Genomic DNA, 13,829 nt, shown 5'->3' with positions numbered 1-13,829 from the left:
GTGATCGCGCCCGTATCCGTGCCTTTTGAGGAGCCATCGAGGGAATTGGCCCGCTCCCGAACGGAGCCTCTCAAATGTCGCACGATCTCTCCCTCGCATAGTCCCACGCCTTCCAGCTTTCCCGCGACCTGATGTTCCCGGTCACCGTCTTCGAGGTCGACGGCGAGTACGGCGTCCTGCCCGCTGACGAGATCGACGCCGACGACGATCTTGAGATCGTCCATGAATATGACCCGTGGTAGATCATGATCATCTCGCGCTGAACCCTTTGGTCTGCAGGCATCAGAGAGGTATTTCGGGTGTGCCTAATCACCCCGGTCGCAGTGCAATTGGATAGCACTGAGGATGGATCGGATAGATCGAAACGGCGAGGCCTCGCAAGAATTGCTTCACGCGACAGCCGGCACCCACAGGCAGTGTGCTGGGGACGGGAGCCGTTGATAAATCGAAGTCTACGTCTGCCGCAAGCCTTCGACCACGACCTTGAAGGCAGGCGAGTTCTGCTTTCGGCTCGGATAATACAGGTAATATCCTGGGAAGGCCGGGGACCAGTCATCGAGGACCTGCACTAAATGGCCGGATGCGATCTCCCTCGCGACGATGTCTTCCGGTACATAGGCGATCCCATATCCGTTCACCGCGGCGTCGATCATCGCGTAGCTGGTGCTGAAGGTGAGCTGTCCGTCGACACGCACCCGGAGCTCCCTCGTTCCCTTGGCGAATTCCCAGACATAAAGACCGCCTGATCGCGACTGGCGATGATTGATGCAGTCATGGCCGACGAGGTCCTGTGGCGTCTGCGGCGCTGGCCGGCTGGCAAGATAGTCCGGAGACGCCACTGCAACGAGACGCCAGTCGGGGCCGATCCGAACGGCGATCATGTCCTTGTCGACGCTCTCGCCAAGTCGAACGCCTGCGTCGAACCGGTCCTCAACGATGTTACGGAAAGCGTTGTCGGTGTTCAGCTCTAGACTGATGTCCGGATAGTCCTTCAGGACCGCTCGCACTTTCGGCCAGACCACGCTCTCCAGCGCATGGTCTGACAGGGTGATCCTGACCGTCCCCGCGGGCTTGTCCCTGATCTCCATCAGTTCGTCGATCTCGGACTCGAGTTCTTCGATCCGAGGTGCAAGCGAACGGATCAGCCGCTCTCCCGCTTCCGTAGGCGAGACACTGCGGGTGGTGCGGGTCAAGAGCCGCAGGCCCATGCGCGCCTCTAGCTTCTTGATCGTATGGCTGATCGTCGATTGCGACGTGCCGAGCTTCGCCGCCGCCTTCGTGAAGCTGCGTTCCTCGGCGACGGCCAGAAACCACAGCATGTCGTTCAGGTCTTCCCGTTTCATCAGCCGCGTCCTCATAGATTGATGTCATGAATCGATAAGTTCAAACGAATTGCAATAGCTAATCATCGAAGTCGGTTCGGCTTATCTTTGGAGCATGACACAGCAAGCTCTCACCCAGTCCGATATCCTCCCCCGTTCCCAAGCCGTTCCGGCCGCATGGGGCGCGGTCATCGCGATGGCACTCTGCGTGGCGGCGCTGATCGCATCGGAGTTCATGCCTGTCAGCCTCCTGTCGCCGATCGCAACCGACCTCGGCGTGACCGAGGGGCGTACGGGTCAGGCGATTTCGATCTCCGGGATTTTCGCCGTGCTGACCAGCCTCTTCGTGTCGAACCTCACTCGCGGTATCGATCGACGTCTCGTCCTGACGTCCTTCTCCCTGATGCTCGTGGTGTCCGGCGCCATCGTCACCTTCGCGCCAAACTATCTTGCGCTGATGGTCGGACGCGCCCTGTTGGGCGTTGCAGTCGGCGGCTTCTGGTCGATGTCCACAGCCATCGTCATGCGCGTTGTTCCGGACGAATCCGTCCCCAAAGGGCTGGCGATGTTGAACGCCGGGAACGCCATCGCTGCCACGATCTCCGCGCCGCTCGGAAGCATGCTCGGCAGCTATATCGGCTGGCGCGGCGCGTTCTTCGCGGTCGTCCCGCTCGCATTACTGTCGCTTGTCTGGCAGTGGGTCAGTCTGCCCTCCCTACCGCCACTAAAGAGCGAACAGTCGCCGCACGTCCTCAAATTGCTCGTCCGCAGACAGGTCGCGCTCGGCATGACGTCCATCATGCTGCTGTTCGCCGGGCAATTCGCGCTGTTCACTTATCTCCGCCCGTTCCTGGAAACGGTCACGTCGGTCTCGGTTTCGACCCTCTCACTTCTGCTCCTGCTGATGGGCCTGGCGGGCGTCGCGGGAACCTACCTGATCACCGGCCTGTTGCGGACGCGCCTGTTCAGCATCCTTGGCATTATCCCCGTCGTGATGGCGGTGATCGCGCTCGGACTGATCGCGTTTGGCACTTCGACCGCTGCGACCGCGATCCTCCTCGTCGGATGGGGGCTGTTCGGCACGGCGGCTCCCGTCGGCTGGGGGACATGGCTGAGCAGGACGATGCCTGACGACGCCGAGGCCGGGGGCGGACTTCAGGTGGCGACGATCCAGCTCGCCATTACCTTCGGCGCGTCGTTCGGCGGTGTTCTGTTCGACGAGGCGGGCTGGCAGACTACCTTCCTATTTGCGGCCGCCGCTCTGGCTGGATCGTCGCTGCTCGCCGCCCTCGCCTGGCGGTCAACATGGAGGAAACCGCGATGACGTCTATGACAATCCACCGCCGAACGCTCCTCACAGGGATGGGTGCCTCCATGATTTTGCCAGGAATGGGTCGAGCCCAGCAGGGACGCGATCCCAACAGCCAGAAGCCAACCGATGTCAGGATCAGGCTGACCTTCAACGACCGTGTCCTGACCGCAACGCTCTACGACAATCCGTCGGCGCGGGATCTTGCCTCCATGCTGCCACTGAGCCTCGAGATCGAGGATTACGGCAGCAACGAGAAGATCGTACGCCTGCCCCGCAAGCTGACCGAGGACGGAAGCGGGCCATTCGGCAACGAGCGGCCGGGCGACCTCTGCTATTTCAAGCCCTGGGGCAATCTGGCGCTCTTCTACGACGACTACAAATGGGACGGCCTGATCCGGCTCGGCCGTTTCGACGGCGGATTCGAACCCCTCCGCGTCCGCGGCGAATACCCGGTGCGCATCGAACGCATCTGAAGACCTGACAACCACCGAAGTTTCGACCGCGCGGAGACTGGACGCCCGCGAGGAGCGATCCCCCGTACCCTACGCGTCCATTAACGGAGACCACGGATGACTGAACAGCGTGAACCCAACATCCCCGCGTTCGATCGGGCCATCGACCGCCGTCAGATGCTGAAGCTGACGGGCGTCGGCGTCGCGGCCCTCGGCGCAGCATCATTCTTCGACACCCAATTCGCAAAGGCACTGGACATGTCCAACGGCGCAAACAACTTCTACACCAGCGACAAGGTGACCCTTCAGAAGGTCAGCTACAAAACCCAGTATCAAATGAACGTCGCGGGCAACCTCTACCTCCCGAACGATCTCGACCGCGCCGTCAAGCATCCGGCGATCATCGTCGGCCACCCCATGGGCGCGGTGAAGGAGCAGAGCGCCAACCTCTACGCCACCAAAATGGCCGAACAGGGCTTCGTCGCCATGTCGATCGACTTGCCGTTCTGGGGTTCAAGCGAAGGCCAGTCTCGCAATCTCGTTTCTCCGGACATCTACGCGGAAGCCTTCAGTGCGGGTGTCGATTTCCTGGGTAGCGAGGATTACGTTGATCGCCAGCGGATCGGAGGCATCGGTGTTTGCGGCAGCGGCAGCTTCATCATCAGCGCCGCCAAGATCGATCCCCGGATCAAGGCGATCGCCACTGTCAGCATGTACGATATGGGCGCGGCCTTCCGCGATGCTCTCAACAAGTCGCAGACCGTCGAGCAGCGCAAGCAGTTCATCGCGGCGGCAGCCGAGCAACGCTGGTCGGAATTCGACGGCGGCGACATCCAGTATGTCGGCGGCACTGTTCTCGAGCTGACTGCTGACACCGATCCCGTCCAGCGCGAGTTCTACGACTTCTACCGCACGTCGCGCGGCGAGTTTACGCCTGAGGGCGCGACTGGGCAGACCACGACGAAGCCGACGCTCGCGAGCAGTGTCAAGTTTATGAACTTCTACCCGTTCAACGACATCGAGACGATCTCGCCTCGGCCAATGCTGTTCGTCTCGGGCGACCAAGCGCATTCGAAGGAGTTCAGCCAGAACGCATATGACAGAGCATCGGAACCGAAGGAACTCGTCTGGATCGCCGGCGCGGGCCATGTCGATCTATACGACAGGGTCGATCTGATCCCATTCGAGAAGCTTGGCAGCTTCTTCGATCAGCACCTTACGGCGTGAAGCATGGTACACCGCTGAAGGTAAAGACGATCGGTCGTTCCCAACGGCCCGGGAACGACCCTTCTATCGTCTTGACCTATAACGGCTGCAGAAATGCCAACAATTTATCTGGTGGCTGGTACCGCGCGCTTGCGGTAGCGACCGGATGAAGGCGGTTGAGCGCCGCCTCCTTCATTGCAAGATCGGCTTCCACGTATATGTGCGTTGTGCTCGGATCCTCATGGCCGAGCCATAGGGCAATCACGGTCAGGTCGACACCGGACTGTAAGAGATGCATCGCAGTCGTGTGTCGGAAAGAGTGCGGTGACATCGCCTTCTTCTTCAGACCCGGGGCTGTCCGAGCTGCAACCTCGACCGCAAGGTTGAGGCGCTGGGTAACGTTCGAACGGGAGATCCTGCCACCTGCGCTGTTCGGAAAGAGGTAGTCGTTGTTTTGGACCACCGCGACTACGCCTATGCTCGCGCTGCGGCCCCGCTATCTTGATCTTCCCGTCTATCTCCAGTCTGGCAATCACACCCGCCGCCACCCGATGACGACGATGCAAGGCTCGATATCGACGCCATCATGGACCGAATGCTCTGGTCGACAAGGGTAACGAGGGACCGGTGGCTCGAGGCCCGTGTTCGGCCGCAAATGCACGTCCTGCTCTGGAGCAACATGCGCGGCGTCTGAATTGTGCCGGCCCGCATCTCAATGGCGAGGTGCGTAATCCAGGCCGCCATCGACCTTTGCAGGGCGTCCATCGAGGAAAAGCTCGCCGATGCGCGGTGCCGAACGGGCGATGACCTTGCCGCGGCGGATGACCGCGAGCCGGTTCGGCTTCAGCCGCAGCGCTTCCAGCGTATCCTGCGCCTGGAGGATGACGAGGTCTGCGTTGCAGCCGATTTCCAGGCCATAGCCTTCAAGGCCCATCGTCTTTGCCGAGTTGACGGTCAGCGCATGGAAGATCTTCTTCTTGTCCTCGATGCCGGCCATCTGCGCGACGTGGATCGCCATGTGGCCGACCTCCAGCATGTCGCCCGATCCCATCGAGTACCAGGGATCCATGACGCAATCGTGCCCGAAGGAGACATTGAGGCCGGCATCCATCAATTCGCGCACGCGGGTCATGCCGCGGCGCTTCGGATAGGTGTCGTGCCGGCCTTGCAGCATGATGTTAATCAAGGGGTTGGGGATCACGTTGATCCGCGCCTCCGCCATCAGCGGGATCAGCTTGGAGACGTAGTAGTTGTCCATCGAGTGCATCGAGGTCAGATGCGAGCCGGCGACGCGTCCCTGCAGGCCGAAGCGGATGGTTTCCGCGGCCAGCGTCTCGATATGGCGCGAGAGCGGATCGTCGGTTTCGTCGCAATGCATGTCGACCGGCAGGCCGCGATCGGCGGCGATACGGCAGAGCGCTTCGACCGAAGCCGTACCTTCGCCCATCGTCCGTTCGAAGTGGGGAATGCCGCCGACGATATCGACCCCCATATCGAGGGCACGGTTGAGCGCGTCGATCGCGCCCGGCGAGCGGTAATAACCGTCCTGGGGGAAGGCGACCAGCTGCAGATCAATATAGGGCGCGACCTTTTCGCGAACCTCGATCATCGCCTCCACGGTCACCAGTCTGGGATCGCTAGTATCGACATGACTGCGGATGAAGAGCAGCCCCTGCGTCACCGCCAGATCGCAATAGCGCAGCGCACGATCGACCAGTTCCTCCTTCGTCACGATCGGGCGCAACTCTCCCCAGAGCGCGATGCCCTCGAGCAGGGTGCCGGATACGTTCATGCGCGGCAGTCCGAGCGACAGGGTGGCGTCCATGTGGAAATGCGGATCGACGAAAGGAGGACTGACCAGCCGGCCGGTTGCGTCGATTTCTTCCCCCGCTTGCGCCTGGAGATTGCGCTCGACAGCGATGATCCTGCCGCCCTGGATGCCGATATCGATGCTGGTTCGGCCATCGGTGAGATTTGCATTTCTGACGATCAGATCGAACATCGGAGCCTCATTGGATGCGAGCGGTTTCAACGTTCGCCGCGGCGATAGGGTTGCATCAGCGCCTGCGGGACGCGGGCACGGCGGGCCATGACGGCAAGCGCGGCGATGGAAAGAATATAGGGGGTCATCAGAAAAAGCTGATAGGGCACGAGCCCGCTCAGCGCGGTTTGCAGCCGAAGCTGGAAGGCATCAAAAAAGGCGAAGAGCAGGGCACCGAACAGCGCGCGGCCCGGCCGCCAGGAGGCGAAGACAACGAGCGCGATGCAGATCCAGCCGCGTCCCTGCACCATGGTGGGGAAGAAGCTGTTGAACGCCGACAATGTCAGGAAGGCGCCGCCCATTCCCATCAGCGCGCTTCCAGAAACCACTGCGCCGTAGCGTACCTTCATCGGATTGACACCCTGTGCTTCCGCCGCATGCGGATTTTCGCCGGTCATGCGGATCGCAAGCCCGACGGGTGTGCGGAAGATGATGTAGGCCATCAGCAGGGCAATGGCGATCGCGAGATAGGTCGGCGCCGTCTGCGTGAAGAAGGCCGGCCCGATGAAGGGCAGCGTCGAGAGGCCAGGAATGGCGATCGGCTGGAACGGCACGACGGTGGGTGGGGTATTGGCAAGCGGCACGATCAGCCGGAAGACATAATAGCTGAAGCTGGAGGCAAACAGCGTGACGCCAAGACCGGAGACATGCTGGGAGAGGCCCAGCGATACCGTCAGGCCCGCATGCAGCAGGCCGAAGACCCCGCCGACCACCGCAGCGATCAGCAGGCCGGCCCAGAGATCGGCGCCGTGATAGACGGAAAGCCAGCCGATCATCGCGCCGATGGTCATGATGCCTTCGATGCCGAGATTGAGCACGCCAGCCCGTTCACAGAGCAGTGCGCCGAGCGTGCCAAAAATCAGCGGCGTGGCGATCCGCAGGATTGCCGCCCAGAGCCCGGCGGAAGCGATGATGTCGAACAGTTGCATCATCGCCGGATCCTGTATTGGGTGAAGAACAATGCGATCAGCATCGTCAGCAGCGACAGCGCCACCGTGACATCGGCGATATAGGTCGGGATGCCGAGACCACGGCTCATGCCATCCGCGCCCACGAACATCATGGCCGTGAAAATGGCGGCGAAGACGACGCCGAGTGGATTGAGGTTGGCAAGCATCGCGACAACGATGCCGGAATAGCCGAAACCGGGCGACAGGTCGGTCGTCACATAACCCTTGACGCCCATGACCTCGATTGCCCCCGCGAGGCCCGCAAGCCCACCCGACAGGCAGGCGACCTTCACCAGCGTTCTGCCAAGCTGAACACCGGCGAAAACAGCGCCGGACGGATTGAGCCCGGTGGCGCGCGATTGCATGCCGAACACGGTGCGCGACTGGATGAAATGGACGATGATCGCCAGCGCAATCGCGATCGCAAGGCCGATATGCAGGCGGGAGCGGGCAACCAGCTTCGGCAGCATGGCGTGATCGCTGACCGATTGCGACTGCGGCCAGCCGAAAGCGAGCGGATCCTTGAGCACCCCGTCGATCAGCATCGAGACGAAGAGCAGGGCGACGAAGTTCATGAGCAGACTGGTCACGACCTCATCGACCGAAAAGCGCAGGCGCAGCCACAGCGGAATGAGGATCAGGACCATGCCCGCGACGGCACCGACAAGCAGCAGCAAGGGAATAAGAGCCGGAGCGGGGAGATTGCCAAACAGCTTGGCACTCGCTGCGGCAACCGCGATGGCACCGAGATAGAACTGACCCTCGGCGCCGATGTTCCACAGCCTTGCCCGGAAGGCGACGGCGGCGGCAAGCCCGGTTAGCATCAGCGGCGTGGCCCGCGTCAATGTCTCGGTTGCCGAAAGCCGCGAGCCGAAGGCGCCCGTTAGGATGCGCCAATAAGCCTCGAATACCGGTGCACCGGCAATCGCGATCAAAATGCCGGAGAGTGCCAGCGCTGCGACCACGGCGAGCAGCGGCGTCAGGACGAGGAGATAAAGTGGACGATGCTCGCGACGCTCAAACCGCATGATCGGCCTCTGGGGATTGCTGCCATTCGCCGGCCATCATCAGTCCGAGTTCGCGTGCGTTCGCGACTTCCGCTTCGACGGGTGGCGAAAGCCTGCCGCCCACGATCGCCTGGATGCGATCGGCAAGCGCGATCACTTCGTCCAGATCCTCCGAGATCAAAAGAACAGCGGTCCCTTGCCGGCGAGCCTCTAGAAGACGCGCATGTACGGCTGCCACGGCACCTTCATCGAGGCCGCGCGCCGGCTGGGCGGCGATCAGGATGCGCGGCCGCCGGTGCAGATTGCGGCCGAGGATAAGCTTTTGCATATTGCCGCCCGAAAGCAGCCGCGCGCGGCTTAAAGGGCTACCGCCGCGGACGTCGAATTGGTCGATGATCTCCTTGGCAAAGGCCATGCCTGCCCTGCGGTTCACAAATCCACGTTGCGAAAACGCCGGCGAGGAAATGCGCTCCAGCACGGCATTTTCCCAGATCGCCATTTCACCGATCAGGCCTTCCTCGTTGCGGTCTTCCGGAATGCGGCCAATGCCGGCATTGACGACATCGCCGACGCCGAGATTGCCGATAGGTTCCCCGAAAAGCAGAAGGTCGCCGGATGAGCGCGAGAGCGTGCCGGAGAGAAGATGCGCCAGCGCCGCCTGGCCATTGCCCGAGACACCGATGATGCCGAGGATTTCACCTTCGCGCAGATGGAAGCTGACGGACTTCAGCCGCTCGACGCCGTCGATCTTCACCGTGACATCGGTGGCCTCCAGCGCAACCATGCCAGGCGTCGATGGCTCGCGTACCGGCCGCGTTACGCGGCGGCCGACCATCAGCTCGGCGAGTTCGGCCTTGCTGGTTTCAGATGCCCTGCGTTCGGCAACCATCTTGCCGCTGCGCAAGACGACGATACGGTCGGCCGCAGCCATCACCTCATCGAGCTTGTGGGAGATGAAGATCAGCGACAGACCCTGGCGGGCCATTTCCTTCAGCGTTGTGAATAGCTTTTCGGCCTCGATATTGGTCAGTACCGCCGTTGGCTCGTCTAGGATCAGGATGCGGGCGTCGCTATAGAGCGCCTTGAGGATCTCGACGCGCTGCTGCTCGCCGACCGACAGGTCTCCAAGACGCGCGTCCGGATCGACCTTGAGGCCAAAGCGCTCAGAAATGGCGAGAAGCTTTTTCCGCGCGGCGGATGTGCCCGAACGCCATGACCAGAGCTTTTCCGTACCGGTCATGACGTTTTCGAGAACGGTCAGATTGGGCGCCAGCGAGAAATGCTGGTGGACCATGCCGACGCCGGCGCGGATCGCGGCGCGGGGCTTGCCCTGCGGGAGTTCGGCACCGTCGATCAGAATCCGGCCGGCATCCGGCATATAATGACCGAAGAGGATGCTCATCAGCGTGGTCTTGCCCGCGCCGTTTTCGCCAAGCAGGGCTACGATTTCGCCCTTGGCAAGCGTCAGCGAGATGTCGTCATTGGCCAGATTGGTGCCGAAGCGCTTGCTGACGCCTTCGATTTCGAGAACCGGAATTGTCATGCTGCAAGCCCTGCCACCGGAAAGCGATGCTGCCAGCGTTCCTCGGCCTCCAATCGTGCGGCAAGCGACAGCAAAAGCGGCTCGTGGCCCATCGGAGCCATGATCTGGACCGGCAAGGGCAAGCCGTCCGCATCGGTTCCAAAGGGCAGGGTCAAGGCCGGAAATCCTGAAATATTAGCGAGAGAGGCAAGTGGAGCAAAAGCAGCCATCCGCTCAAGCTGCAGCTCGGTATCGCCATGATCGAACGGAAATGACCCGATCGCAAGGGGCGCCTTCGCAAGCATCGGCATCAATAGGCAATCGACCCTGTCGAAGATAATCCAAAGCGCGCGGCTGGTGTGCACGGCGCCATTCAGCGAAGCCCAGAGCGTCGGTCCCGTGAGCGCATGCCCGCGTTCAATGAATGCCTGGGTCAAAGGTTCGGCGCGTGAAATATCGAGTTCGAGCGTATCGATGAAGGATGCGAGATTGACTGCGATGATGTCGCCGAGCGCGCGACTGCTGGCATCGACGCTTTGCTCGAATTCGGCCCAGCCGAGCGGGACGATCTGATGCCCATCCGCCTCCAGCGTGCGCGCAGCATCCTTGATTGCTTCGAGCCGCTTACTATCCGTCGGATATTTTGAGCCGGTCTCTGCCAGCAGGCCGACCCGCAACCGGCCACCTCTATCCGCCACGGTCGCCGGATCGGGGAACGGTCCCTTTGCCTTACCACGCAGCGTATCGAAAATCAGCGCTGTATCCCGCACCGAGCGACAGACGGCAAGTTCGCTGGCGATGCCGCCGAGATGATTGCCGAAGGATGGGCCGGCGGGCATGGCGCCGCGGCTTGGCTTCAGGCCGACAAGACCGCAGCACGCCGCAGGCACGCGGATGGAACCGCCGGCATCCGTTGCGTGGGCAATCGCTACAACGCCGGCTGCGACCGCCGCCGCTGCGCCGCCGGAGGAACCGCCGGGCGTGCGCGCCCGATCGAGCGGGTTGCGGCAGATCGGCCCAGCCGCCGGTTCGCTCGCCAGCGAAAGGCCGAATTCCGGGCTTGTCGTCAACCCGAACAGGCAGAAACCCGCTTCGCGGAAGCGGCTGGCGAGATCCGAATCCGGCTCGCTGCCCGTTCTTTCGAAGAGACGGGACCCGGCGGTTACCGGCAAGCCTTCGAAAGGCCCGCCCAGATCCTTCGCCAGCGTCGGCACGCCGGCAAACGGCCGGGCAGCAGAGCGGCCCGACTCCGAGCGCCGTTCTTGATCCACGGCTTCGGCCGACGCCATGCCCACCGCTTCGTCGAGATGAGCAATAGTACCGAGGGTTTTATGGTCCTCCGCCGAGGCAAGCGAGGCCTGCATCGCTTCGACAGAGGTCAGGCTGCCATTCCTGATCGCCTGTGCCAGGTCGGTCGCGTCACGGCGCATCGGTCGAACTACTTCGGCTCGTCCATCATCTTCGGTACTTCGAAGGTGCCAGCCTTTATTTCCGCCCGCTTGGCTTCCATCGCAGCTTCGGCGTCGGCCGGTGCCACCCCCTTGACGAACACGATATCGCTACCGCCTTCCTTCATCAGGCCATAAAGGGTGTAGTTCTTGCCGACCGGCTTGCCGGCTGCGACATCGGCGATTGCCGCATTGAGGATCGGGCGGAAGTACCACATGGCATTGGCGAACACGGTGTCCGGATAGCGCGGCGTGTAGTCGATCAGCGAGCCCACCGATTTGATGCCGCGTTCCTTCGCGGCGTCCGCTGTGCCGATGCGCTCGCCGAACAGAATGTCGGCGCCGGCGTCGATCTGGGCAAGGCCGGCTTCGCGGGCCTTCGGCGGATCGAAGAAGGTGCCGATGAAAGAAACTAGATGCTTTGCATCGGGATTGACGGCCTTGACGCCTTCCGCGAAGGCATTGATCAGCATGTTGACTTCGGGGATCGGAATCGCGCCGACCGAACCGACGATATTGGATTTGGTCATCTTGCCGGCCAGCATCCCGGCAAGATAGGCGCCGTCATGGTTCCAGGTTCCGAAGACGCCGAAATTGCCGCCGGCCTCAGCGCCGCTCGATCCCAGCACAAAAGCCGTGTCCGGATAGTCGGCGGCCACCTGCCGCGCTTCTTTTTCGACGGCATAGGCCTCGCCGATGATCAACTTGTTGCCCTGTTCGGCATATTCGCGCATGGCGCGCGGATAGTCGGTGCCGGAAACTCCTTCGGAGAAAACATACTCGATGACGCCTTCTTTGGCTGCATCCTGCAAGGCTTTATGCAGACAGGAATTCCAAGCGTTCTCGACCGGCGAGGCATGAATGCCGGCAACCTTCATCGGGGCCGCTCTTGCCAGTGGCGCGAACCCGCTGACCCCGAGGGCAATGCCCGATGCGATCACTGCACGGCGTGAAATCAAGATGCCTTTGGTCATTGATTTGCTCCCCTTTTTTTACCATTTGGTTCAAAAAACATAGGGAGCGCCTAAAAAAGTGTCAAGCGCCAAATTGGCTTAAAAATCAGGCTGTTCGACCCCTTGTCATTGCTACCTTGTCGGTCTTTTCGCCATTGGCCAGCGGCTGGAGCTCGTGCAGCCTCCTATGAAAACCGCTTGTTGCTCCATGCGGAATGCAGGTCTCGGGTCTAACCTCTTCGACGTTCGGGCTGCGAACGGGCGCGATCAGCCTCGTCCCATCGCGGCTATGCTGAGCGCATCGCCGCGATCGTGCGTTGCGGCGCGTCGAGGATCGCGGAAAAACGCGCCCCGCGCGCAGATTTCGGCGAAGTTTCGCGAGTGGACATTGCCTGCCGGATGGCTTGCGAAACGTCGATCCCCATTCCCATCGGGAAACCCGGATTGGTGCTGTGCCAAGCACGCGGCACCACGAGATCGGCCGGAATGTCGGGACGGGAATTCAGCGCCCCGAACCAATCCCATTCCCCCATGACGTCGATGACATCCCTAAAGGTGGAGGGCATGCCGACTTTCGCGCTGATTGTGATGATCCGGGACCGCGCCGAAACCTTCTCCGCAAGGTCGGGCCGCTCCTCGGTGATCGCGTAGAGCGCCTCTGACAGGACCAGGTTGCCCTTGGAATGCCCGGCCAAAACGCGAGGCGAGAAGCGCTCGTCCTCAAGCAGCGCGACCACGGTTTCCGTATCCTTGCTCGTCCGCGTCCACAAGTTTCCGTTCTTGAGCAGTTCGGTACGGGAGAACATCTTGGTGAAGGCATCGAGCGGCTCGAACACATGCCGTATGCTGTTGAGCGCGCCGAACCAGAAGAAACCGCCGAGCGCTTCCGTCAGGATGTCAGCGATGCCATAGCCGGAAACCACGGCCGCCACGGGTTGGCCGAGCCCGTCAGCTATATTACGCGCGAATGCGGCCGCGCCAAGCGCGGAACTGCCAACACCGGCAACGGCCAGCGCGGCGACCGGCGCCGCCTTCTGCAGATAGTCCTGAGGCGTTAGAAACACGCGCAGCCGGCCCTCGCCGGTCGGCGGCACGAGAATGATGGCTCCCTCCCGCGCAAGCCAGAAGGCAAGATCTGGCGTCTCTTCGTGCGTGACGGCGTTGACGTCGTAGAAAACGGCATCCAGGACAGCATTGCGTCGCTGTATGGCGTCGAGCGTTACAGCGCGGAATGGATTGTCGGTGAATTTAGCCGGCAAGGCTGCCGCGCGTTCGAGCTGCACATTCGTCAGGACCGACAACATCTGCACATCCCCCAAAAGGATTGACGCTGCAGTGCAGCATAGTCTTCCCTGAACATTCAATCAACTCTACATAGAAGGAGGTCGTCAGAAGTCCGCCTGACGCGCTCGCACTTCTCGTCGCCACGTTGAGCGGCGTTAAGCAAGGCATCGCTGAGAGAGGCGCGGTCAGATTTGCCAAGAGGGCATCGTAGCGCCGATCTCTCTGAGCAGTGACACTCCGCATAGAGGTCAAGATATTGTTGCCAGCACCAGAGCGCGGCAGGATGACTACCCAGTTAAACAACCCTATCGCGCCAGCTATCGCAGCAGTGA

The 13,829-nt window shown here is 61.7% G+C and carries 12 protein-coding genes and 1 pseudogene; 4 read left to right on the top strand and 9 right to left on the bottom strand.

Going from position 1 to position 13,829, the window contains the following annotated elements:
- Positions 1-452: 452 nt before the first annotated feature.
- Positions 453-1,343: a LysR family transcriptional regulator gene (locus QA644_RS31935; protein WP_283073057.1), complete on the bottom strand. Its 891-nt coding sequence runs from the start codon at positions 1,341-1,343 to the stop codon at positions 453-455.
- 94 nt (positions 1,344-1,437) lie between these two features.
- On the opposite strand from QA644_RS31935, the gene QA644_RS31930 reads away from it, so the two are divergent.
- The 3 genes from QA644_RS31930 (at position 1,438) to QA644_RS31920 (ending at position 4,313) form a co-directional block, all read left to right on the top strand.
- Complete coding sequence (locus tag QA644_RS31930; RefSeq protein WP_194730464.1) at positions 1,438-2,646, top strand: MFS transporter; 1,209 nt, start codon at positions 1,438-1,440, stop codon at positions 2,644-2,646.
- A 5-nt stretch (positions 2,647-2,651) separates the two neighbouring features.
- Positions 2,652-3,107, top strand: coding sequence for a cyclophilin-like fold protein (locus QA644_RS31925; RefSeq protein WP_239603508.1), 456 nt, complete (start codon positions 2,652-2,654; stop codon positions 3,105-3,107).
- Between the two features lie 96 nt (positions 3,108-3,203).
- The gene (locus QA644_RS31920; RefSeq protein WP_283073056.1) at positions 3,204-4,313 is read left to right on the top strand and encodes an alpha/beta hydrolase; all 1,110 of its coding nucleotides are present in this window, start codon (positions 3,204-3,206) and stop codon (positions 4,311-4,313) included.
- A 76-nt stretch (positions 4,314-4,389) separates the two neighbouring features.
- Here the strand turns inward: QA644_RS31920 and QA644_RS31915 are convergent, their stop codons facing one another.
- Complete coding sequence (locus QA644_RS31915) at positions 4,390-4,755, bottom strand: tyrosine-type recombinase/integrase (protein ID WP_349254129.1); 366 nt, start codon at positions 4,753-4,755, stop codon at positions 4,390-4,392.
- Here QA644_RS31915 and QA644_RS31910 point away from each other — a divergent pair.
- A pseudogene (locus tag QA644_RS31910) lies at positions 4,720-4,986 on the top strand (7-carboxy-7-deazaguanine synthase QueE); the annotation flags it as partial. The gene QA644_RS31915 and the pseudogene QA644_RS31910 overlap by 36 nt on opposite strands.
- Before the next feature lie 18 nt (positions 4,987-5,004).
- Here QA644_RS31910 and QA644_RS31905 read toward each other — a convergent pair.
- The 7 genes from QA644_RS31905 to QA644_RS31875 all read right to left on the bottom strand — a co-directional run bounded on the left by QA644_RS31905 (position 5,005) and on the right by QA644_RS31875 (position 13,517).
- Positions 5,005-6,294 (bottom strand): amidohydrolase family protein, encoded by a 1,290-nt coding sequence (locus QA644_RS31905; protein WP_283073055.1) that lies wholly within the window; start codon positions 6,292-6,294, stop codon positions 5,005-5,007.
- A 26-nt stretch (positions 6,295-6,320) separates the two neighbouring features.
- A complete protein-coding gene (locus tag QA644_RS31900) occupies positions 6,321-7,265 on the bottom strand; it encodes an ABC transporter permease (protein ID WP_283073054.1) in 945 nt (314 codons plus the stop codon).
- On the bottom strand, positions 7,262-8,311 hold the full coding sequence (locus QA644_RS31895) for an ABC transporter permease (RefSeq protein ID WP_239602808.1): 1,050 nt from the start codon (positions 8,309-8,311) through the stop codon (positions 7,262-7,264). Before QA644_RS31895 ends, QA644_RS31900 begins: the two co-directional genes overlap by 4 nt.
- A complete protein-coding gene (locus tag QA644_RS31890; protein WP_283073053.1) occupies positions 8,301-9,833 on the bottom strand; it encodes an ABC transporter ATP-binding protein in 1,533 nt (510 codons plus the stop codon). Before QA644_RS31890 ends, QA644_RS31895 begins: the two co-directional genes overlap by 11 nt.
- Positions 9,830-11,242: an amidase gene (locus QA644_RS31885; protein ID WP_283073052.1), complete on the bottom strand. Its 1,413-nt coding sequence runs from the start codon at positions 11,240-11,242 to the stop codon at positions 9,830-9,832. Before QA644_RS31885 ends, QA644_RS31890 begins: the two co-directional genes overlap by 4 nt.
- 8 nt (positions 11,243-11,250) lie before the next feature.
- Positions 11,251-12,234 (bottom strand): BMP family protein, encoded by a 984-nt coding sequence (locus QA644_RS31880; protein WP_239602812.1) that lies wholly within the window; start codon positions 12,232-12,234, stop codon positions 11,251-11,253.
- Between the two features lie 266 nt (positions 12,235-12,500).
- Positions 12,501-13,517 (bottom strand): hypothetical protein, encoded by a 1,017-nt coding sequence (locus tag QA644_RS31875; RefSeq protein ID WP_283073051.1) that lies wholly within the window; start codon positions 13,515-13,517, stop codon positions 12,501-12,503.
- Between the last annotated feature and the right edge of the window lie 312 nt (positions 13,518-13,829).

The sequence above is a fragment of the Rhizobium sp. CC1099 genome (assembly GCF_029714385.1).
Classification (GTDB): Bacteria; Pseudomonadota; Alphaproteobacteria; order Rhizobiales; family Rhizobiaceae; genus Rhizobium.
Note: the sequence above shows the minus strand (reverse complement) of the source record. Positions and strands in the feature narration are given on the sequence as shown.

What these genes read in the sequence shown, in the direction of transcription:
- QA644_RS31935 (WP_283073057.1), bottom strand. Translation starts at nt 1,343, where the DNA reads ATGAAACGGGAAGACCTGAACGACATGCTGTGGTTTCTGGCCGTCGCC.
- QA644_RS31930 (WP_194730464.1), top strand. Translation starts at nt 1,438, where the DNA reads ATGACACAGCAAGCTCTCACCCAGTCCGATATCCTCCCCCGTTCCCAA.
- QA644_RS31925 (WP_239603508.1), top strand. Translation starts at nt 2,652, where the DNA reads ATGACAATCCACCGCCGAACGCTCCTCACAGGGATGGGTGCCTCCATG.
- QA644_RS31920 (WP_283073056.1), top strand. Translation starts at nt 3,204, where the DNA reads ATGACTGAACAGCGTGAACCCAACATCCCCGCGTTCGATCGGGCCATC.
- QA644_RS31905 (WP_283073055.1), bottom strand. Translation starts at nt 6,294, where the DNA reads ATGTTCGATCTGATCGTCAGAAATGCAAATCTCACCGATGGCCGAACC.
- QA644_RS31900 (WP_283073054.1), bottom strand. Translation starts at nt 7,265, where the DNA reads ATGATGCAACTGTTCGACATCATCGCTTCCGCCGGGCTCTGGGCGGCA.
- QA644_RS31895 (WP_239602808.1), bottom strand. Translation starts at nt 8,311, where the DNA reads ATGCGGTTTGAGCGTCGCGAGCATCGTCCACTTTATCTCCTCGTCCTG.
- QA644_RS31890 (WP_283073053.1), bottom strand. Translation starts at nt 9,833, where the DNA reads ATGACAATTCCGGTTCTCGAAATCGAAGGCGTCAGCAAGCGCTTCGGC.
- QA644_RS31885 (WP_283073052.1), bottom strand. Translation starts at nt 11,242, where the DNA reads ATGCGCCGTGACGCGACCGACCTGGCACAGGCGATCAGGAATGGCAGC.
- QA644_RS31880 (WP_239602812.1), bottom strand. Translation starts at nt 12,234, where the DNA reads ATGACCAAAGGCATCTTGATTTCACGCCGTGCAGTGATCGCATCGGGC.
- QA644_RS31875 (WP_283073051.1), bottom strand. Translation starts at nt 13,517, where the DNA reads ATGTTGTCGGTCCTGACGAATGTGCAGCTCGAACGCGCGGCAGCCTTG.